The sequence below is a fragment of the Pantoea sp. sgz302252 genome, from assembly GCF_042610525.1.
Classification (GTDB): domain Bacteria; phylum Pseudomonadota; class Gammaproteobacteria; order Enterobacterales; family Enterobacteriaceae; genus Erwinia.
Genome location: NZ_JBHDVM010000003.1, coordinates 360,770 through 382,388 on the forward strand (window position 1 = coordinate 360,770; position 21,619 = coordinate 382,388).

A 21,619-nucleotide genomic window follows, 5' to 3' on the forward strand; every position below is an offset into this window, starting at 1 on the left:
ATTCTGTAGTCGGGTTATCCGCCCGCGGGTTGGCGTCGCGGGCGGAAAACAGGGTTAGCACGAAGGCCCGGCAATCCCTATCTTATCAGGCCAGTCGTTTTTCAATCGCATCCATAAGCATACCAGTAATTGAAATCGGGAATGCGGCTTCGATCTCACGTATGCAGGTTGGGCTGGTCACATTGATCTCGGTAAGCTTGTCGCCAATGATATCCAGGCCGACAAAAATCAGGCCTTTCTGCTTCAGCGTCGGGCCTACGCGGCGGGCGATTTCCCGGTCGCTTTCAGAAAGCGGACGCGCTTCGCCGCGGCCACCGGCTGCCAGATTACCGCGAGTTTCGCCGGATTTCGGAATACGGGCCAGGCAATAGGGCACCGGCTCGCCGTCCACGACCAGCACGCGCTTATCGCCATCTTTGATTTCCGGCAGGTAATTCTGCGCCATGCAGTAAAAACTGCCGTGGTTGGTCAGCGTTTCGATAATCACCGACAGGTTAGGATCCTGCTTGTTCACGCGGAAAATCGAAGAACCGCCCATGCCGTCCAGCGGTTTCATAATGATATCGCCATGCTGCTGCCAGAAGTCACGGATCTGCTGCGCGCTGCGCGTTACCAGCGTATCCGGCGTCAGTTCGGCGAACCAGGCGGTATACAGCTTCTCGTTGCAGTCGCGCAGGCTCTGCGGCTTGTTAACAATCAGCGTGCCTTTCTCTTCCGCGCGCTCAAGAATATAGGTCGCGTAAATAAACTCGGTATCGAAAGGCGGATCTTTACGCATCAGTACAACATTCAGGTCTGCCAGCGCAATATCCTGCTCGCTGCCGAACTCGTACCATTTATCGTAATCCTGCTCAACGCTCAGCAGGCGAGTTGCGGCACGCGCTTCGCCGCCGCGCAGATAGAGATCTTTCATCTCCATATAGTGAATTTCGTAACCGCGGCGCTGTGCTTCCAGCAGCATCGCAAAGCTGCTGTCTTTTTTAATATTGATGGCGCTAATCGGGTCCATCACAATGCCAAGCTTGATCATTCTTCTCTCCAGTTGAGCTTTTTTGCCTGCCGTTTCTGTGCAGCGCTGCTGTCAGCCCAGATCGCCAAACCGCACCTGAAGGGCGGTAATAGCGGTCAGCGCTGTGGTCTCGGTGCGCAGCACGCGAGGCCCTAAAAGGATATCGGTAAAGCCGTAGCGCGCCGTCATGGCGATTTCATCCGTGGTCAGGCCGCCTTCCGGCCCAATCAGCAGACGTACCCGCTCCACGGGCTGCGGCAGCGTATTAATGCTCTGGCTCGCTCTGGGATGCAGATTGAGCTTCAGGCAGCTATCTTCTTCGGCGCTCCAGGCCTCCAGCGTCATCGCTTCGCGCACCTCCGGCACGCGGTTTCTGCCGCACTGTTCACAGGCGGCAATCACGATTTTCTGCCACTGCTGGATTTTTTTCGCCAGCCTCTGGGCATCAAGCTTTACGCCACAGCGCTCAGAAAACAAGGGGGTAATGCTGTTTACGCCCAGTTCCACTGCCTTCTGGATAGTGAACTCCATCTTCTCGCCGCGCGACATTACCTGGCCTAAATGCAGGTGAAGCGGCGATTCACGGCACTCTTCGCGGCTTTCCAGCACCGCGACGCGCACATTTTTTTTATCCGCCTGCACGATTTCGGCGTTAAATGTCAGATTACTGCCATCGAACAATTCCAGGCGCTGGCCGGCGCTCATGCGCAGAACGCGTCCTACATGATTCGCCGCTTCTTCGTTAAGGAAAATTTCGCTGCCGACGACCAGAGGCTCGGTGTGATAAATGCGAGGTATACGCATGGGGATCCCGATCAAAGTAACGGGCCGCGTCGGGCGCGGCCAAAATATGCTGTCCAGTTTAGGCCAGGGGTTTTACCGCTGGCAAGCGCGCTGTACGTAAGGATTATGGTTGCCCTGGACTTTGGCGATGCGGTTGTCGCGCTCGCATTCCCAGGCGGTAACCGGATACTGTTTATCCCATACCGTCATCAGCTGCGTCTGCTGTTTTGACATTACAATCTGGTACTGGTCGCGCATATAGAACCAGGTACGGGCGATAGCGCCGCGCGCGCGGGCTGGCGGCTCGGCCTGCTTGTTTTTAAAGTCTATCTTCATTTCGCACTGGCCGTACTGATGTTCGCTGCCGTTCCACTGGCTGTACATAAAGTTGCCGCGATCGCCGTTGACTTCGCCAATCGCGGGCTGCAGGTTATGCAGGTCAGATTCGATGCGGCGATAGCCTGCGTCTTTGGCGCACTGCTTTCTGCCGCCTTCCTGCCAGCACTGGCGCTGATGGCCGAAGGTCCAGGCAGGCACCACATGTTCCCACTCGATACGGTTGGCGCGGTTAGCGTTTTTGCGCACCTGATAGCCGCAGGAAGCGAGATCCGGCACGCCTTTTTTCCCCTGCCAGTTAATCTTGCAGCCGCAGTAGAATGAGCCTGGCGCATCGGCGTTGATCTGCGCGGCGTAAGCTTTCGCCTGGCTGAAATTATTTTGGTGGTAGTTGTTAAGGCTTAGCCCATGGGCAAAAAAAGCAGGAAGCAGCAGCGCAAAGCTGCCGATAATTTTGCGTAACATAGTCCGGTTTTCTGTCAGTCAAAGAAGCGGCGAGAGTAGCAGAAGCGCCGGATAACCGGAAACCGTCCCGTGCCTTATCGGCAATTTTTTTGACGTCAGGCAGATTTTTCGGCGGAAAGATAGTCGCCGGGCAGTAGCCGCTCGCCGCAGCGCGTGCAGCGATATTCGCTTTCGCCGCGCGTGACCCGGTTGTGGCGGCGCACGGTTAGCTGATGCTGCTGACAGCTGCAGCGATAGGGAAAAGTACGGTTACGCACCGACTCGATGGCAAACTGATGGGTTCGCCGCGCAGGCACTTCCAGCACGCTTTCCATCATCCATCTCCACTCTTTGCCGTGCGGGGCGACGCGGCCAAAATGCTTCCACACCAGTAAATGAGCCAGCTCGTGCGGTACAACCTCTGCAATAAACGCCTGCTGGTTTTCCAGCAGCAGCACCGGGTTCAGGCGGATCTCCCAGCTTTCCAGCCAGGCGGTGCCTGCCGCCGTGCCGCGCTGTTGATAAACCAGTTTGGGTTCAGGATAGTCGCGCGCAAGACGCTGGTTGGCCAACTGCAGTTTTTCACGCAGCGAACGCATCACGGCCTGCTGTAAAGCTATAGGAAGTCGAAGGGATTTCATGTGGCAGAGAATACGATGGGAAGCGGGGGAATTCAATAAAGCTGGCCGGGTTACCCCGGCCAGTAAGGCTTAACGCTGACCGATGTCGCGCAGCTTTTTGCCGCTTAACAGGTTGCGTTCGATATGTTCCAGAGAAACGTTTTTAGTTTCCGGGATCAGCACGATAGTCAGAATGATAAAGACAATATTCAGACCGGCGTAGACCCAGAAAGTATTGGCGTTGCCCAGGCTGTTCAGCATGGTCAGGAAGGTTGCCCCGACGATCATGTTGGCAATCCAGTTAGTCGCTGTGGAAACGGTGATACCAAAGTCACGGCCTTTCAGCGGCTGAATTTCAGAGCAAAGTACCCAAATCAGCGGGCCGGCGCTCATGGCGAAGCCAACGATAAACATCAGCAGCATGGCGATAGCGAAGTACTGCGCGCCCGAAGAATGAATGCCCACATGCAGCATCGTGCCCAGCACGCCCATGCCTACGGCCATCACCAGGAAGCCCAGCTTCAGGGTTGGCTTACGGCCCCAGCGATCTACCAGACCGATAGCGATAAAGGTCGCCAGTACGTTGATCAGGCCAACGATAACCGTGCCCCACATCTGCTCGGTGGTATTGGTAAAGCCTGCAATTTCAAAAATTTTCGGCGCGTAATACATGATTACGTTCATGCCGGTAAACTGCTGCATCACCTGTAACAGAATACCCAGCCAGACCGCGCGGCGGAAGTTGCTGTTGGTTTTGAAAAGGTTCCAGCCAGACTGCTTGATCTTCAGGCTTTCACGGATTTCATCCAGCTCGCGTTTCGCCTGCTCGCTGGTATCGCGCAGGCGATCCAGCACGCGCTGGGCGTCACGGAAGTTGCCTTTAGCGGCCAGCCAGCGCGGGCTGTTTGGCAGGAAGCAAACGCCTACCAGCAGCAGAGCGGCCGGAATAGTGATCACGCCCAGCATCCAGCGCCATTCGCCGGTATAGCTGAAGGCAGTATCGGAAAGGTAAGCGCCCAGAATACCGATAGTAATCATCAGCTGATAAAGCGAAATCATACTGCCGCGAATTTTTTCCGGCGCGATTTCAGAAAGATAGAGCGGTGCAGTGTAGGAAGCGACGCCAACGGCGAGGCCCAGCAGCACGCGAGCAACAATCAGCATATCCGCGCTGCCGGCCATTGCTGACCACAGTGAGCCGATAACGAACAGAATAGCGCCGATCATCAGGCTCTTTTTACGGCCCAGGTGAGAAGACATCCAGCCGCTGCCGACTGCACCCACGGCAGCGCCGAACATCATGGAGCTAACGATCCATTCCTGCTGGTGCGCCGTGACGTTAAAGTCTTTCGCGATAAAAGGTAAAGCGCCGGCAATCACGCCGATATCCAGCCCGAAAAGCAGCCCGGCGAGTGCAGCGAGCAGACAAACGAACAAGGTCATCGCCTTGTTGGATGTTCTGCTCTGTTTCTTATTATCAGGCATAAAGCCTCCATAGTGGTGTAACTATATTGTTTTTATAAATGTTAAAAAAACCGGGCGCGAAAGACTGTGCGGCAGATCACAGTGGTGTAATCGGTTACACGCCAGATCTTTCCGAAAACAGCGGTTTTCACACGCGCTTACGCTTTATAACCGTTTGGACATAGCACTAAATAGCTTCTCCTGATTCCCTGTTGGCCCTCTATCGGAGAGCGCTGAAAATAGCGCATTCTCGCCAGCTTTGTTAAGGCTGGAAATTCTTAATTATCAGATGCTGCATGATGTTTCTGGATGTAATCGTTAACATTATGTCCGCTTCAGGCCAAAAAAAGTTTACACGGAGTTTACCAATCTGCCAGTCAGCGGGCAGCAAAAAGGGCACCCTGTAGGTGCCCTTGTTGAAATAGGTAAAACCTTACTTCAGGCCGGCAGCTTCACGCAGCTGGGCAGCTTTGTCGGTTTTTTCCCATGGGAAGTGCTCACGGCCAAAGTGGCCATAAGCCGCCGTTTCGCGGTAGATGGGATGCAGCAGATCCAGCATCTGAATCAGGCCGTAAGGACGCAGATCGAAGAATTCACGCACCAGCAGCGTCAGCTGTTCAGTGGAAATTTTCTCGGTGCCAAAGGTTTCCACCATGATGGAAGTAGGCTCCGCTACGCCGATCGCGTAGGAAACCTGGATTTCACAGCGATCCGCCAGGCCAGCGGCCACGATGTTTTTCGCTACGTAGCGCGCTGCGTAGGCTGCTGAACGGTCAACTTTGGATGGATCTTTACCAGAGAACGCGCCGCCGCCGTGACGAGCCATGCCGCCGTAGGTATCAACGATAATTTTACGGCCGGTCAGGCCACAGTCGCCCATTGGACCACCGATAACGAAACGGCCAGTTGGGTTGATATGGTATTTGGTATCGGCATTGATCCATTCGGCAGGCAGAACCGGCTTGATGATCTCTTCCATCACCGCTTCCTGCAGATCTTTCTGGCCAATCTCTTCCGCATGCTGAGTAGACAAGACTACCGCATCGATACCGACGATTTTGCCCGCATCGTACTGGAAAGTAATCTGGCTTTTCGCGTCCGGGCGCAGCCACGGCAGGGTGCCATTTTTACGCACTTCAGACTGGCGCTGTACCAGGCGGTGCGCGTAGGTTACCGGCGCAGGCATCAGCACGTCGGTTTCGTTAGTGGCATAGCCAAACATCAGGCCCTGGTCGCCCGCGCCCTGTTCCAGTGGATCGGCGCGATCCACGCCCTGGTTAATATCCGGAGACTGTTTGCCAATGGCGTTCAGCACGGCGCAGGAGTTGGCATCAAAGCCCATATCGGAATGAACATAGCCGATTTCACGCACGGTATTACGAGTAATCTCTTCGATATCCACCCATGCGCTGGTGGTGATTTCGCCACCGACCAGCACCATGCCGGTTTTCACATAGGTTTCGCAGGCTACACGGGCTTTCGGATCCTGCTCAAGGATGGCGTCCAGCACGGCGTCGGAGATCTGGTCGGCGATTTTATCGGGATGTCCTTCTGAAACGGACTCGGAAGTAAAAAGGTGTTTAGCCATTTATTCTTTACCTTACTGAAACGGGTTGGGATCGACTGCATAGCGCTGAAAAGAATGGTCTTCTCTCTTTGCGCCCCCTCAGGCAAAGCCATGAGCAGGTCAATACTTATTTAAGACGCTTAGAAGTTAACCAGTATAGATGGATTCACATCTGGACGGCTATTTTAGGTTACTCGTTAAACAGATTGCCAGCATTTTTTGCTGGAAACAACCGGTGAATTTTGTAAGAAGTAGCAAATTTCGCTTAGGGGCTTTGCCTTTCTTACATTTAAATTTTGCATTCCGGCCGTGCGAGCTGTATAAAACGCCGCTGCCGTAAAACGGGCTTTCTCCGTCGGCCAGCGGACGGGTCGACCACGGTGTCGGCTTATACTCCCTGTTTCCCTATGCGGAGCTGAATACGGTAATGATCGCCACCGGTTCATTGCGCCATGCTGGCGCACAGAGTTTCTCCCCATTCGCTTCCTTTTTAACGCCATGCCGATGTTGCGGCGTTAATCATTTCGCCACGTAAAGCAACTAAGCTTCCGCTTTCCCCAGGGCAAACGGATTTTGACTCTCAGACCCCTTCCCGGAGTCCGCGACGTGTTTAATGTTATACTTCTGACATCGCCTGGTGCGGCGCCTCAGCGTTTTATGCTGGGTTCCCCGGTAGTCGATGGGTTGTTGTCGTGGGTTTTCCCTGCGATAGTAGTGAACTGTTCCGCATCATTGAAATTCGAGGTTTGCGATGTCTGACGACAGCAAGATGATTAAGGGTTCGTCAGCAGGCGAACAGGGTGTACTCCGCTCAATGCAGGAGGTTGCCATGAGCGATCAAGATGCCAGCAAAATGCTGCGCACCTACAATATTGCCTGGTGGGGCAATAACTATTATGACGTCAATGAGCTGGGGCATATCAGCGTCTGTCCCGATCCGGACGTGCCGGAAGCGCGCGTCGATCTGGCAAAGCTGGTCAAAGAGCGCGAGGCCGAAGGGCAGCGTCTGCCCGCGCTGTTCTGCTTTCCGCAAATTTTGCAGCATCGCCTGCGCTCTATTAATGCGGCGTTTAAGCGCGCGCGGGAATCATACGGCTATCGCGGCGACTACTTTTTGGTTTACCCCATCAAGGTTAACCAGCACAAACGCGTAATCGAATCGCTGATTAACTCTGGCGAGCCGCTGGGGCTGGAAGCGGGTTCTAAAGCAGAGCTGATGGCGGTGCTGGCACACGCGGGTATGACCCGTTCGGTGATCGTTTGCAACGGCTATAAAGACCGTGAATATATTCGTCTGGCGCTGATCGGCGAAAAGATGGGCCATAAAGTCTATCTGGTGCTGGAAAAAATGACCGAAGTGAAGCTGGTGCTGGAAGAAGCCGAGCGTCTGAACGTGGTGCCGCGCCTGGGCATTCGCGCGCGCCTGGCTTCGCAGGGCTCCGGCAAATGGCAGTCCAGCGGCGGCGAAAAATCGAAATTTGGCCTTTCCGCCACTCAGGTACTGAAACTGGTGGAAATCATGCGCGAAGCCGGAAGAATGGAGAGCCTGCAGCTGCTGCATTTCCATCTTGGTTCGCAGATGGCGAATATTCGCGATATCGCTACCGGCGTGCGCGAATCGGCACGTTTCTATGTGGAGCTGGCGAAGCTGGGCGTAAATATCCAGTGCTTCGACGTGGGCGGCGGTTTGGGCGTCGATTACGAAGGTACGCGTTCGCAGTCCGACTGCTCGGTAAACTATGGCCTGAACGAATACGCCAACAACGTTATCTGGGCCATTGGCGACGCCTGCGAAGAACATAACCTGCCGCATCCAACGGTGATTACCGAGTCGGGCCGTGCGGTAACTGCGCATCACACAGTACTGGTTTCTAACATCATTGGCGTGGAGCGCAACGAGTTCATCACGCCGCAATCACCGCCAGAAGACGCGCCGCGCCCAATTATCAGCCTGTGGGATACCTGGCAGGAGATGCACGAGCCGGGCAACCGCCGCTCGTTGCGCGAATGGCTACACGACAGCCAGATGGATCTGTTCGACATCCACACCGGCTACTCTCAGGGGATTTACAACCTTGAGCAGCGTTCCTGGGCGGAGCAGCTTTATCTGAGCGTCTGCAACTATATTCAGCAGCATCTGGATCCGGGCAACCGCGCGCACCGTCCAATTATCGACGAGCTGCAGGAACGCATGGCGGATAAAATTTACGTCAACTTCTCGCTGTTCCAGTCAATGCCGGACGCGTGGGGCATCGATCAGCTGTTCCCGGTGCTGCCGCTGGAAGGGCTGGATAAAAAACCGGAGCGCCGTGCGGTGCTGCTGGATATCACCTGTGACTCAGACGGCACTATAGATCACTACGTGGATGGCGACGGTATCGCCACTACCATGCCAATGCCGCAGTACGACGTGGATAATCCGCCAATGCTGGGCTTCTTTATGGTTGGCGCCTATCAGGAAATTTTGGGCAATATGCACAACCTGTTTGGTGATACCGAAGCGGTGGACGTCTATGCCTATGCGGATGGCCGCGTTGACGTCCAGCTATCGGACGAAGGCGATACGGTTGCGGATATGCTGGAATACGTGCAGCTTGATCCTAAAGAGCTGCTGACGCACTTCCGCAAGCAAATCACCGAAAGCGATCTGGACGACGAGCTGCGCGCGCAGTTTATCGAAGAGTTTGAAGCGGGACTCTATGGCTACACTTATCTGGAAGATGAGTAAGCCTTAGCCGCGTCTGGCCGGGCGACCCGGCCAACTAAACCCCATCCCTTCCTCGTCGGGCCTAACGACGCGGCGGGGATTTTTTTTATCGTCAACAGCAAGAGAGGGACTTATGTATAACACTCTGGGCAACCAGTACGACAACTCGTTGGTTTCCAACGCCTTTGGTTTTATGCGTTTTCCGGTTAACTTTCAGCCTTACGACAGCGACGCCGAATGGGTAATTACCGGCGTGCCTTTTGACGCCGCTACTTCCGGCCGTCCAGGTAGCCGTTTAGGGCCAGGCGCCATCCGCCAGATTTCCACCAACCTGGCCTGGGAAGGCTGCCGCTGGCCGTGGAACTTCGATCTGCGTCAGCGCCTGAAAGTCGTGGACTGTGGCGATCTGGTTTACGCTTTCGGCGACTCTCAGGACTTAAGCGACAAGCTGCAGGCGCATGCGGAAAAGCTGCTGGCTAACGGCAAACGCATGATGACTTTTGGCGGCGACCATTACGTGACGCTGCCGCTGCTGCGCGCCCATGCAAAGCACTTTGGCAAAATGGCGCTGGTGCATTTTGATGCGCATACCGACACCTATTCCAACGGCCCAACGTTCGATCACGGCACCATGTTCTACACCGCGCCGCAGGAAAACCTGATCGATCCGAGCCGCTCCGTGCAGATCGGCATTCGCACCGAGTTCGACGCTTCGCTGGGCTTTAACGTATTGGATGCGGCGCAGGTTAACGATCGCAGCGTTGACGATATTATCGCCCAGGTCAAAGAGATCGTCGGCGATATGCCTGTGTATCTGACTTTTGATATCGACTGTCTGGATCCGGCTCACGCGCCGGGCACGGGCACGCCGGTGGTTGGCGGTTTGACTTCAGATAAGGCCACCAAACTGGTGCGCGGTCTGCAAGGGCTGAATATTGTAGGTATGGATCTGGTAGAAGTGGCACCGGGCTATGACCAGTCCGATATCACCGCGCTGGCCGCCGCGACGCTGGCGCTGGATATGCTGCACGTCCAGGCCGTTAATAAAGGCGAATAAGCGCGAAAAGGCCAGCCCGCAGGCTGGCTTCAGGCTGCTGACTGACCTGAACCGTTCGTCAGGGATGCCTGTTTTTACAGCAACACCGCAGCTTGATAGCGGCAGAGGCCGAGCGGATAGGCGGGCGCATGGACGCGCCAACCGAGCCTACAGGGACCGTATTTACGGCGTGTCCGTGTTCCGATCGGCCACTGCTGCTCTGTTGCTAATGTAAACGCGACCCAGGGGTTAGTCATCAACCTCAAAAGCCAGCCCGCAGGCTGGCCTTTGTTTTATTTCCCGGCGGCGATGCGCTGTTTAATATGCTGCGCGCGCGATTCGGAAGAGGGATGAGAATCGAACATGGAGCTGCTGTTGCCGCCTTCCAATTTCGCCAGCTTCTCAAAACTGGTTTCCAGCCCCAGCGGACTGATGCCGCGTTTCTTCAGCAGATCGAAAGAGTAATCGTCCGCCTGCGACTCCTGCTTCTGCGAGAACTGCGCGTTAATCAGTTTTTCGCCCAGCTCGCCAAACTGCGACTGCGAAAGCGTGGCGGTAATGCCGCCAACGGAAGCGGCGGCGGAGCGCGCGGCGGTAGCGCCATACGCAACCTGCATCGCGCGGCGGGTATGGCCCAGCGCAACGTGGCCCATCTCGTGGCCCAGCACGCCTTCCACTTCGTTATCCGTCATCATATCCATCAGGCCGCTGTAAACGCGAATGCAGCCGTTAGCCATCGCCCAGGCGTTAACGTCGTTGGTCAGGTAAACCTTATAGTTCGCTGGCGTGCCGTCAATATTGTCGCCAAGCGCGGCGGCAATTTTATTCAGGCGTTGAGTATAAACGCTGCTGGCAGGCGCGATTTTTGCCTCGCTGTCCATTTGTTCACAAGATTTTACGCTCAGCTCTTTGACCTGTGCATCGGTAAGCGTCGCGGCCTGGTAGGCCTGAGCGCCGGACTGCAGCAGGGCGTTGCTGTCAAAATTCTGGCAGCCGGTAAGCGCGGTTGCGACGGCCAGCGCCATCACGGAAGCGGGTAGTTTCATATATCCATCCATTAGATAACAAGGTAATAAAAACAAACACCTGCCGTTAAAGACAGGTAAGAAAAACAGCGCTATGTTAACTGTTTGCGTGCTAATGCATAGCCCTGATGTCTGAAAAACGCAAATATGATCCCATTTTTTTGCACTTTTCGCCATGTACAGCGGGCCGCTCTTTCATGTACATTGAGGGTCGTCTTTTGCAGCTTTGCCTGATAACTCATTGATTAAAATAGGTTAAGCACGGCGAAGCCTTTAATCCGATCTGGAGTAGAACATGTCTTCTCGTAAAGAGCTTGCGAATGCTATTCGCGCTTTAAGTATGGATGCTGTACAGAAAGCCAAATCTGGCCATCCGGGCGCGCCTATGGGTATGGCGGACATTGCCGAGGTGCTGTGGCGTGATTTCCTGAATCACAACCCGACTAACCCGCTGTGGGCCGACCGCGACCGTTTCGTGCTCTCTAACGGTCACGGCTCTATGCTGATCTATAGCCTGCTGCACCTCAGCGGCTACGATCTGCCGATCGGCGAACTGGCTAACTTCCGTCAGCTGCACTCCAAAACTCCAGGTCACCCGGAATTCGGCTACACCGCAGGCGTTGAAACCACCACCGGCCCGCTGGGGCAGGGCATTGCCAATGCAGTAGGCATGGCGATTGCCGAACGTACGCTGGCGGCGCAGTTCAACCGTCCGGGCCACGACATCGTCGATCACCAGACCTATGTGTTTATGGGCGACGGCTGCATGATGGAAGGCATCTCCCATGAAGTCTGCTCGCTGGCCGGCACGCTGAAGCTGGGCAAGCTGGTTGCCTTCTATGACGACAACGGCATCTCTATCGATGGTCATATCGACGGCTGGTTTACCGACGACACTGCTAAGCGCTTTGAATCCTACGGCTGGCATGTCGTGCGCGGCGTGGACGGCCATGATGCAGAAGCAATCCGCAAAGCGGTAGAAGAAGCCAAAGCGGTCAGCGACAAGCCTTCGCTGCTGATGTGCAAAACCGTGATCGGCTTCGGCTCGCCGAACAAAGCCGGCACGCACGATTCCCACGGCGCGCCGCTGGGCGAAGACGAAATCGCGCTGACCCGCAAGCAGCTGGGCTGGAACCACGCGCCGTTTGAAATCCCTCAGGATATCTACGCGCAGTGGGATGCCAAAGAGGCTGGCCAGGCGAAAGAAGCGGCCTGGAACGAGAAGTTCGCCGCCTACGCCAAAGCTTATCCGGAGCTGGCTCTGGAATTCCAGCGCCGGAGCAAAAACGAGCTGCCGGAAAACTGGCAGGCCGAATCCCAGAAGTTTATCGAGCAGCTGCAGGCTAATCCGGCGAAAATCGCCAGCCGCAAAGCCTCGCAGAACGCGCTGGAAGCCTTTGGCAAACTGCTGCCGGAATATCTGGGCGGCTCCGCCGACCTGGCGCCAAGCAACCTGACCATGTGGTCTGGCTCTAAGCCGATCAATGAAGACGCAGCAGGCAACTATATTCACTACGGCGTGCGTGAGTTCGGCATGACTGCTATCGCCAACGGCATTACGCTGCACGGCGGCTTCCTGCCTTACACCGCGACCTTCCTGATGTTTGTGGAATACGCGCGCAACGCGGCCCGCATGGCTGCGCTGATGAAAATCCGCCAGGTAATGGTTTATACCCACGACTCTATCGGTCTGGGCGAAGATGGCCCGACGCACCAGCCGGTCGAGCAGCTGGCGAGCCTGCGCGTTACGCCGAACATGAGCGTCTGGCGTCCATGTGACCAGGTAGAATCTGCAGTAGCCTGGAAATACGCGATTGAACGTCACGACGGCCCGACCGCGCTGATCTTCTCTCGCCAGAACCTGGCGCAGCAGGATCGTGATGCAGAGCAACTGGCTAACGTCGCTCGCGGCGCCTACATCCTGAAAGATTGTGAAGGGACGCCAGAAGTTATCCTGATTGCGACCGGTTCCGAAGTAGAGCTGGCGGTTGGTGCTTACGAAAAACTCACCGCAGAAGGCCGCAAGGCGCGCGTGGTTTCTATGCCGTCTACTGATGCCTTCGACAAGCAGGATGCGGCCTACCGCGAAGCCGTGCTGCCGAAGTCCGTCAGCGCGCGCGTAGCTATCGAAGCGGGCATCGCCGACTACTGGTATAAGTACACCGGCCTCAACGGCGCGGTTGTCGGCATGACTACCTTCGGCGAATCGGCACCTGCCGAGAAGCTGTTCGAAATCTTCGGCTTCACCGTAGACAACGTGGTAGCTAAAGCTAAAGAGCTGCTGTAACCGTTAAGGTTCGCCTGCCTGTGCAGGCAGGCGAACCTGTTTATTGCGCAGTATCCCGCAGGTGAAAATCCTGACTGGGCGGCACCAGCGGCTCGACAAAGCTTTTCACCACGTTGTTCTCCGGCTCTTTTTCCGCCTTATAGGGTTTGGACTGGCCGTAGAATTTGCCCTGTTGATTAATGGACAGCGATTCGCACTCGATAGTGCCGTCCATAAACCCGTTAGCGTTAATCGCCACTTCCCGACTGCAGCATAATCCTTTCAGCTCGCCGCTGATCTCGGTACGCTGCGCCCAGATTTCCCCTTCAACCCGTCCATCCTTTTGTACAAAAACGGTTTTTTCCGAATTCACCTTGCCGCTGACGCTGCCGGTGATATGAATATCGCCCGCCGCGCTGATTTCACCCACAATGGTGCAGGTATCCGGGATCGTGGTTGTGCCGCTGGCTGGCGTATTAGCGACGCTAACCACAGTTGCCGCGGAGACGGTCTCTTCAAAATTGCTGTTTTCCGGTGGCGCAGACTGTGGACGAGCGCCGTACTGCAGCGGAGCGGTTGGGGTGGACTGAAGAGGATTCTCTTTACGTTTGAACATCGTCATTTCCTTATTTAACGTGATTTTCCTGAAGGCAAGCCAGGTTATAACCGCAGAGGCCGCCGCTATCAGCAGCCCCCGATGCTGACGGATCAGCATCAGCGTGGTCGCCCAGCTCAAAGAGTAAACGACCAGCGCTGAAGCCCAGATTATCCAGAGATACCAAAGCAGGTTGTAGTTCATATTCCGGTACTGTTATTGACCAGAAAAACGGCGCCAGATCCTTCCCGATCTTGCTACAGCCAGCCGTGCCGGTGAGCGGCACTCTGCTGCGGGCGTCCCCTTCCTGGAAACGATGTCAGAGAGAAAATTCTGAGATAAAGCTGCAAAAGTAAGATAATTCCGTAGATCCTGTCGCCAGCTGGTTATCTGTAGGTAAATATCCGTAAAAGCTACTTTACTACTTTGTTGATGTAACCTGGTTGGTTTTTTATGCAAAACCTCTCTTAAATGTGATGCAGGTCAGATTTTTAAACTGACGTTTGATCTGGCGCATTCCAATTATTCCGCATTGTCTTTATTGTAGCTGAACCGTTTCAACAAGCGTTAAAGCTGGCACATTTCCGCGGTAAAAGCGGGCCGGAAACGAAAAAAATTCCCTGTACAAACGGGCACGTCTGCCTCAGGCTAACGCTCCGGTTTTGCACTGAATTTGGATGCAGGAGTGATATGACGGTTCGCATTGCCATAAACGGTTTCGGCCGCATCGGACGCAACGTACTGCGCGCCCTTTACGAAACCGGACGCCGCGCCGGGATTACCGTGGTGGCCATTAACGAGCTGGCGGAAGCCGCCGGCATGGCGCATCTGCTGAAATATGACACCAGCCACGGCCGCTTTGCCTGGAAAGTGCGCCAGGAGCGCGATACGCTCTGGGTAGGCGAAGACGCGATCCGCATATTGCATCGCGCCGATATTGCCGATCTGCCCTGGCAGGAGCTGAATGTGGATATAGTGCTGGACTGTACCGGCGTTTGGGGCAGCCGCGCCGACGGGCAGGCGCATCTCGCCGCCGGGGCGAAAAAAGTGCTGTTCTCCCATCCGGGCGGCAACGATCTGGATGCCACCGTGGTCTATGGCGTAAACGAGCAGGCGCTGCAGCCTGAAGACCTGATCGTCTCTAATGCTTCCTGCACTACCAACTGTATTATTCCCATTATCAAACTGCTGGACGATGCTTTCGGCATAGAGTCGGGAACGGTAACAACCATCCACTCCGCCATGCACGATCAGCAGGTTATCGACGCTTATCACACTGACCTTCGCCGCACCCGCGCGGCCAGCCAGTCGATTATTCCGGTCGATACCCGTCTTGCTGCTGGCATCACGCGTATTTTTCCGAAATTTAACGATCGCTTTGAGGCGATAGCCGTGCGCGTACCTACCATTAACGTTACTGCCATTGATTTAAGCGTCAGCGTAAGCGAGCCGGTCAATGCGTGTGAGGTTAACGCACTGCTGCGAAACGCATCAGAAGGGGCATTTAGTGGTATAGTTGACTATACGGAATTACCCTTAGTCTCCATTGATTTTAACCACGATCCGCACAGTGCCATTGTGGACGGCACGCAAACGCGGGTCAGCGGTCAGCACCTGATCAAAACGCTGGTCTGGTGCGACAACGAATGGGGCTTTGCTAATCGCATGCTCGACACTACGTTAGCAATGGCCGCCAGCGGTTTCAGCCAGGGCGCGGATTGCGCCTTTAAAATTTAGAGAATCAACGAGAGGACTCACCATGTCTGTAATTAAAATGACCGATTTGGATCTTGCCGGGAAACGCGTACTGATTCGTTCTGATTTAAACGTGCCGGTTAAAGAGGGCAAAGTTACCTCTGACGCGCGTATTCGTGCTTCGCTGCCGACCATTGAGGCCGCGCTGAAGCAGGGAGCGAAAGTAATGGTCACATCTCACCTGGGTCGTCCGACCGAAGGCGAATACAACGAAGAGTTCTCTCTGCTGCCGGTAGTAAACTACCTGAAAGAAAAACTCTCTTCGCCGGTGCGCCTGGCTAAAGATTACCTGGACGGCGTTGAAGTTGCAGAAGGCGAGCTGGTGGTGCTGGAAAACGTCCGCTTTAACAAAGGCGAGAAAAAAGACGACGAAGCGCTGTCGAAGAAATATGCCGCGCTGTGCGACGTCTATGTAATGGATGCTTTCGGCACCGCGCACCGCGCCCAGGCCTCTACCCACGGCGTAGGCAAATTCGCTCCTGTGGCCTGTGCTGGCCCGCTGCTGGCGGCCGAGCTGGAAGCGCTGGGTAAAGCCCTGAAAGAACCTGCTCGCCCAATGGTGGCCGTTGTCGGGGGTTCTAAAGTTTCCACTAAATTTGACGTGCTGAATTCGCTGGTGAAAATTGCCGATACGGTGATTGTTGGCGGCGGCATCGCCAACACCTTTGTCGCTATCGACAACAATGTTGGTAAGTCTCTGTATGAGCCAGATTTCGTCGACGCGGCGAAAAAACTGCGCGATGACTACAAAATCCCGGTGCCAACTGACTCCCGCGTCGGCACGGAATTCTCTGAAACTGCGCCTTCTACCGTGAAGAAAGTGAGCGAAGTAGCGGATAACGAAGAGATCATGGACTTCGGCGACGAAACTGCTCAGGCGATGGCTAAGTTGTTGAAAGAAGCCAAAACTATCCTGTGGAACGGCCCGGTTGGCGTCTTTGAGTTCCCGAACTTCCGTAAAGGCACCGAAATTGTCGCGAAAGCCATCGCCGACAGCGACGCATTCTCTATCGCAGGCGGCGGTGATACGCTGGCTGCCATCGACCTCTTCGGTATTGAAGATAAAATCTCCTATATCTCTACTGGCGGCGGCGCCTTCCTGGAATTTGTAGAAGGCAAAAAACTGCCGGCGGTTGCCATGCTGGAAGAGCGCGCGAAACAGTAACCTCTGTGGCGGAGGGCTGCCTCCGCCTGAATGATTTGCCCATAAGGCGCAAAATCTTTACCACTGCCGACGAAACAGGACAAAAAACATGTCTAAAATTTTTGATTTCGTAAAACCAGGCGTTGTCACCGGTGACGACGTACAGAAAATCTTCAAAGTCGCAAAAGAGAACAAATTCGCCCTGCCAGCGGTTAACTGTGTCGGCACCGACTCCATCAACGCCGTACTGGAAACCGCCGCTAAGGTTAAAGCGCCGGTTATTATCCAGTTCTCTAACGGCGGCGCCGCCTTTATCGCGGGTAAAGGCCTGAAATCCGATAAGCCGCAGGCCGCAGCCATCCTGGGCGCAATCTCTGGCGCGCACCACGTGCACCAGATGGCGGAACATTACGGCGTGCCGGTTATCCTGCACACCGACCACTGCGCGAAAAAACTGCTGCCGTGGATCGACGGTCTGCTGGACGCGGGCGAAGCCCACTTCGAAAAAACCGGCAAGCCGCTGTTTTCTTCCCATATGATCGACCTTTCTGAAGAGTCGCTGGAAGAAAACATCGAAATCAGCAGCAAATACCTGGCGCGCATGGCGAAAATCAACATGACGCTGGAAATCGAGCTGGGCTGCACCGGCGGTGAAGAAGACGGCGTGGACAACAGCCATATGGACGCTTCCGCGCTTTACACCCAGCCGGAAGACGTTAACTACGCTTATGAAAAACTGAACGCTATCAGCCCGCGTTTCACCATCGCGGCTTCGTTCGGCAACGTGCACGGCGTTTATAAGCCAGGCAACGTCAAGCTGACCCCGACCATCCTGCGCGATTCTCAGGAATATGTGACTAAAAAACACAACCTGCCGCACAACGCGCTGGACTTCGTTTTCCACGGCGGTTCCGGTTCTTCCGCTGCCGAAATCGAAGAGTCTATCAGCTACGGCGTGATCAAAATGAACATCGATACCGATACCCAGTGGGCAACCTGGGACGGCATCCTGCAGTATTACAAAAAGAACGAAGGCTACCTGCAGGCCCAGCTGGGCAACCCGGAAGGCGCAGACAAGCCGAACAAAAAATACTACGACCCGCGCGTATGGCTGCGTTCCGCCCAGACCTCTATGATTACTCGTCTGGAGCAGGCGTTTAAAGAGCTGAACGCGGTAGACGTGCTGTAAGCTGATTAACCAGCATCTCAAGGGCCCATGTTTATCATGGGCCTTTTTTTACGCCTTTTTAATTATTCATTAATACTAAACAATCCACCCATACTCGCAATGTAATGCAGAAAAGAAATTTCTTAATAATCTATTTTTATAAAAAACACATTTTATATATTTCTGTTTACATACATTGCTGCCGTTATTCCTGATTATTCCAGGAGATTTCTTAGAAATAAAGCAGAAATAGTTTTTTACTCAGAATCGTCTCATCAATAAAAAACTGACGCCGCCAGAACGTTTTCTGTCTTTGTTGAAAAAATATTTTCGCCGGGTAAGATCGTCTGTAATAAATTTCAGCTACGGATATTATTAGGCGCAGTGAAACCTAAGGGCGGTAGCGTTGCTATTTTAGGATAAATAAAAGAGTGGTGTTACTTGTTTATTTAACAGGGAGAGATAAGTGGTTTCCTTAAACAGCAGAAAGCTATAAGTTTATTCGCTGTAGGTAATTAACTACCTTTGTAAAAAACAGAATCAATCATTATTATATGCAGCACACGGAGAAATTATGTTCTCTCTCGTATTCTCAGTGACTCGCAGGCTGTTCCTGCTTTTAATCCTTTTACTGCCGGGCTGCACTTCGTCTTCAGCGCCAGAACCCTTGCGCTACAGTCTGAATTTCAACGCCTACACGCAGGTTAACGACTCCGCGCCGCTGAAACTACGCGTGCTGCTGCTTAAATCAGATGCCGATTTTATGGCGGCCGATTTCTATTCTTTGCAAAGCCATTCTCAGCAAGTATTGGGCAATGCTTTACTCAGTTCCGAACAGTTTTTTCTACTGCCGGAGCAGCTCAATAAAAGAATTACCGGGCAGCGTCAGGCCGATGCCCGATTTATTGGCGTAATGGCGGAATATAAAGCGCTGAACGGCAAAAAATGGCGTCTTTCGCTGCCGCTTCCCGCGCCAGCAAAAAAAAGCCTGCTGAAATTCTGGCGGCGTAATTCAAATGAATTCAATGCGGAAATTATTGCCGACGGCGGCGGACTTCGGATTAAGGAAACAGGTAACTACCAGCCTGGCAGGGAAATAGATTATGACTAAAGCAGCAAAGGTGGTCTGGACGGAAGGCATGTTTCTTCGTCCGCACCATTTTCAGCAGTCTGAACGCTATCTGTCAGGCCTGATACGCGACTGGGGCATGGCGCAGCGTTGCTGGGCATGGGGTTTTTTCCATCTTGAATTCGATCAAGAGATGCTGCGGCTGGGCAGCGTCGCCCTGAACGGCGCCAGCGGCATTTTGCCAGATGGGACGCCTTTTGCCTTTGGCAATGGCCAGCAGGCACCGGCGCCATTGACTATTGCGGATAACCAGACAGGGCAAAAGGTACTGCTGGCGCTACCCGCAAGGCGCGGCGATCGTGAAGAAGTCATCTTCAGCCCGGCGGCTGATTCGCTGGCCCGCTGGCTGAGTTACGAAGCGGAAATTGACGACTATAACGAAGTATCAATTGGGCCAGCCGTAGTACAGTTCGGCCAGTTGCGGCTGCGGCTGATGCTGGAAAGCGAACTAAGCGCCGAATGGACGGCTATCGGCATCGGCAAAGTTGCAGGTAAAAATAACACTAATGGGCTGCTGCTCGAACGCTATGTGCCGCCCATGCTGAACATGAAAGCGCATACCCGACTGCTCGAATTTCTTAACGACGTTCAGGCGTTGCTCACAGAGCGCAGCGTAGATTTCGGCAACAGGATACAGCAACCGGGCCGTCTTAATCGCGCCGACTTCGCCGATTTTATGCTGCTGGCGCTGGTAAACCGGCATATCGGCCTGCTGGCGCATCTTCGTGAGCTGCCGCAGCTTCATCCCGAAACGCTGTTTTGCCACTGGCTCTCGCTGGCAACCGAATTGAAAAGCTATCTACCGCAGCGCATATGCGAAGCCGAGAGGTTACCGGTCTACCTCCATCAGGATTTAGAAGCGTGCTTTAGCGAACTGATCCTGCTGCTGCGCCAGGGGTTGTCGATAGTTATTGAAGAGAACGCGACCCAACTCAGGCTGGAAGATCGCTCACATGGCCTGAACGTGGCTACGGTGCCGGACGCCAATATGATCCGGGAATGCAATTTCGTGTTAGCGGTAAAGGCGGATGTACCGGACGAAATGCTGCTCGCGAACTTCCCGGCGCAGATGAAAGTCGCGCCCGTGGCGAAAATTCGCGATTTGGTTCAGCTACAGCTGCCTGGCATCACGCTTCACGCCATGCCCGCCGTACCGCCGCAGATCCCCTGGCATGCGGGCTACAGTTACTTCCGGCTGGAAAAAGGCGGCGAGCTGTGGGATGGAATGGCGCATTCCGGCGCTTTTGCGCTGCACCTGGCCGGTGAGTTTCCGGGACTGGAGATGGCGTTTTGGGCTGTACGCGACGTTTCGGCCTGAGCATAAGCAGGGAGCAAAAGATGCAGGATAAGGCTATCAAAGGCGAGGATGCCCCATGGGAAGGCGATCTGCGGGAAAATGTCCTTGTCGCCGCTGCCAATACATTAATTAACGTCGTTCCACAGATCCGGCATCTGGTCTCCTGTCCCGATCCCGCCGGCCTGCGCCAGTGGCTGATCGAAGAGATCCAGCGCGTTGAAGTGCGCGCCCAGAAAGCCGGACTTTCTTATGAAGTGATCGTGGGCGCCCGCTATTGCCTTTGCACCGTGCTGGATGAAGCCGCCGCGCTGACGCCCTGGGGAGGCGAGCATGTCTGGCCGGGCAACGGCCTGCTGGTCACTTTTCATAACGAAACCTGGGGCGGCGAAAAATTCTTTCAGCTGCTGGCCAGGCTGTCGCAAAACCCGCGCGATCACCTTTTTATGCTGGAGCTGATCTATTTCTGCTTAATGCTGGGGTTTGAAGGGCGCTATCGCGTGCTGGACAACGGGCGTGCGCAGCTGGATACCATACGCCAGCGTCTGCACCAGATGATCCGCTCGGTGCGGGGCAGCTATCCGCAGGCGCTTTCGCAACATGCGGAGGATCGTCCGGAGCAGACCAGGCTCTGGCGTCCGGTCATCCCACTATGGGCGGTCGCGGCGGTCGCGGGGTGTTTGGCCTGCCTGCTCTATATCACTTTAAACTGGCGGTTAGGCGACGCCGCGACGCCGGTGCTGGCCTCGATTTACCAAACCCAGGTGCCGGAAGCCGCTATTGCTAATCCGGCGCCGCAAGCGCCGCCCGCGCTGGATCTCAAAGGATTTTTGTCGCGGGAAATCCAGCAGGGGCTGGTGTCAGTTCGTGACGAAGCGGATCGCAGCGTGGTGACGCTGCAGGGCGACGAACTTTTTGCCTCCGCCTCCACCAGCCTGCGGGAAAAATATGAGCCTGTTATCGCCCGCATCGCCAGTGCCATGAACCAGGTCAGCGGCAATATTCTGGTCATTGGGCACAGCGATAACCGGCCGATCCGCAGCGCACGGTTCGCCTCAAATTATGAACTCTCGCTGGCGAGGGCGATGTCGGTAGTGAAGCAGCTGGAGCGCCGACTTAACCAGCCGCAGCGTTTAAGCGCGGAAGGACAGGGCGACGCCTGGCCCGTCGCTCCCAACGACTCGGCGGAAAACCGGGCCAGGAATCGCCGCGTCGAAATCGTATTACTGGTTGCGCCAGACGTGACGCTCAGGAGTTTACAGCAAGGAAACTAAGGA

The 21,619-nt window shown here is 54.9% G+C and carries 18 protein-coding genes; 10 read left to right on the top strand and 8 right to left on the bottom strand.

Going from position 1 to position 21,619, the window contains the following annotated elements; genetic code table 11:
* Positions 1-85 precede the first annotated feature (85 nt).
* From gshB to metK, 6 genes are all read right to left on the bottom strand, one after another.
* The gene (gene gshB / locus ACETPC_RS07920; protein WP_380180306.1) at positions 86-1,030 is read right to left on the bottom strand and encodes a glutathione synthase; all 945 of its coding nucleotides are present in this window, start codon (positions 1,028-1,030) and stop codon (positions 86-88) included.
* Between the two features lie 51 nt (positions 1,031-1,081).
* Complete coding sequence (gene rsmE, locus ACETPC_RS07925) at positions 1,082-1,813, bottom strand: 16S rRNA (uracil(1498)-N(3))-methyltransferase (protein ID WP_380180307.1); 732 nt, start codon at positions 1,811-1,813, stop codon at positions 1,082-1,084.
* A 72-nt stretch (positions 1,814-1,885) separates the two neighbouring features.
* The gene (endA, locus tag ACETPC_RS07930; protein ID WP_380180308.1) at positions 1,886-2,593 is read right to left on the bottom strand and encodes a deoxyribonuclease I; all 708 of its coding nucleotides are present in this window, start codon (positions 2,591-2,593) and stop codon (positions 1,886-1,888) included.
* Positions 2,594-2,688: 95 nt separating this feature from the next.
* Positions 2,689-3,213 (bottom strand): SprT family zinc-dependent metalloprotease, encoded by a 525-nt coding sequence (locus ACETPC_RS07935; RefSeq protein ID WP_380180309.1) that lies wholly within the window; start codon positions 3,211-3,213, stop codon positions 2,689-2,691.
* A 69-nt stretch (positions 3,214-3,282) separates the two neighbouring features.
* Complete coding sequence (locus ACETPC_RS07940) at positions 3,283-4,677, bottom strand: sugar porter family MFS transporter (RefSeq protein WP_380180310.1); 1,395 nt, start codon at positions 4,675-4,677, stop codon at positions 3,283-3,285.
* A gap of 412 nt (positions 4,678-5,089) precedes the next feature.
* Positions 5,090-6,244 (bottom strand): methionine adenosyltransferase, encoded by a 1,155-nt coding sequence (gene metK, locus ACETPC_RS07945; RefSeq protein WP_380180311.1) that lies wholly within the window; start codon positions 6,242-6,244, stop codon positions 5,090-5,092.
* A 636-nt stretch (positions 6,245-6,880) separates the two neighbouring features.
* Between metK and ACETPC_RS07950 the strand changes: the two genes are divergently transcribed.
* The 3 genes from ACETPC_RS07950 to speB all read left to right on the top strand — a co-directional run bounded on the left by ACETPC_RS07950 (position 6,881) and on the right by speB (position 9,987).
* Positions 6,881-6,982: a hypothetical protein gene (locus ACETPC_RS07950; RefSeq protein WP_380180402.1), complete on the top strand. Its 102-nt coding sequence runs from the start codon at positions 6,881-6,883 to the stop codon at positions 6,980-6,982.
* Entirely contained in the window at positions 6,975-8,951 is a 1,977-nt protein-coding gene (speA, locus tag ACETPC_RS07955; protein ID WP_380180312.1) for a biosynthetic arginine decarboxylase, read from the top strand. The genes ACETPC_RS07950 and speA overlap by 8 nt, the downstream gene beginning before the upstream one ends.
* Before the next feature lie 112 nt (positions 8,952-9,063).
* Positions 9,064-9,987, top strand: a complete 924-nt coding sequence (gene speB, locus ACETPC_RS07960) for an agmatinase (RefSeq protein ID WP_380180313.1) — start codon at positions 9,064-9,066, stop codon at positions 9,985-9,987.
* Between the two features lie 272 nt (positions 9,988-10,259).
* Here the strand turns inward: speB and ACETPC_RS07965 are convergent, their stop codons facing one another.
* Complete coding sequence (locus tag ACETPC_RS07965; protein WP_380180314.1) at positions 10,260-11,012, bottom strand: M48 family metallopeptidase; 753 nt, start codon at positions 11,010-11,012, stop codon at positions 10,260-10,262.
* A 274-nt stretch (positions 11,013-11,286) separates the two neighbouring features.
* Between ACETPC_RS07965 and tkt the strand changes: the two genes are divergently transcribed.
* Complete coding sequence (tkt, locus tag ACETPC_RS07970) at positions 11,287-13,278, top strand: transketolase (protein ID WP_380180315.1); 1,992 nt, start codon at positions 11,287-11,289, stop codon at positions 13,276-13,278.
* Positions 13,279-13,318: 40 nt separating this feature from the next.
* On the opposite strand, the gene ACETPC_RS07975 is transcribed toward tkt, so the two are convergent.
* The gene (locus ACETPC_RS07975; RefSeq protein ID WP_380180316.1) at positions 13,319-14,056 is read right to left on the bottom strand and encodes a polymer-forming cytoskeletal protein; all 738 of its coding nucleotides are present in this window, start codon (positions 14,054-14,056) and stop codon (positions 13,319-13,321) included.
* A gap of 486 nt (positions 14,057-14,542) precedes the next feature.
* On the opposite strand from ACETPC_RS07975, the gene epd reads away from it, so the two are divergent.
* From epd to ACETPC_RS08005, 6 genes are all read left to right on the top strand, one after another.
* A complete protein-coding gene (gene epd / locus ACETPC_RS07980; RefSeq protein ID WP_380180317.1) occupies positions 14,543-15,589 on the top strand; it encodes an erythrose-4-phosphate dehydrogenase in 1,047 nt (348 codons plus the stop codon).
* A 22-nt stretch (positions 15,590-15,611) separates the two neighbouring features.
* Positions 15,612-16,772 carry a phosphoglycerate kinase gene (pgk, locus tag ACETPC_RS07985; RefSeq protein WP_380180318.1) on the top strand — a complete coding sequence of 387 codons (1,161 nt, stop codon included), beginning with the start codon at positions 15,612-15,614 and terminating at the stop codon, positions 16,770-16,772.
* 88 nt (positions 16,773-16,860) lie between these two features.
* The gene (gene fbaA, locus ACETPC_RS07990) at positions 16,861-17,940 is read left to right on the top strand and encodes a class II fructose-bisphosphate aldolase (RefSeq protein WP_380180319.1); all 1,080 of its coding nucleotides are present in this window, start codon (positions 16,861-16,863) and stop codon (positions 17,938-17,940) included.
* A 553-nt stretch (positions 17,941-18,493) separates the two neighbouring features.
* Positions 18,494-19,030, top strand: coding sequence for a type VI secretion system lipoprotein TssJ (tssJ, locus tag ACETPC_RS07995; protein ID WP_380180320.1), 537 nt, complete (start codon positions 18,494-18,496; stop codon positions 19,028-19,030).
* The gene (gene tssK, locus ACETPC_RS08000; protein WP_380180321.1) at positions 19,023-20,366 is read left to right on the top strand and encodes a type VI secretion system baseplate subunit TssK; all 1,344 of its coding nucleotides are present in this window, start codon (positions 19,023-19,025) and stop codon (positions 20,364-20,366) included. Before tssJ ends, tssK begins: the two co-directional genes overlap by 8 nt.
* Before the next feature lie 20 nt (positions 20,367-20,386).
* A complete protein-coding gene (locus tag ACETPC_RS08005) occupies positions 20,387-21,616 on the top strand; it encodes a DotU family type VI secretion system protein (protein ID WP_380180322.1) in 1,230 nt (409 codons plus the stop codon).
* The last annotated feature ends 3 nt before the right edge of the window (positions 21,617-21,619 follow it).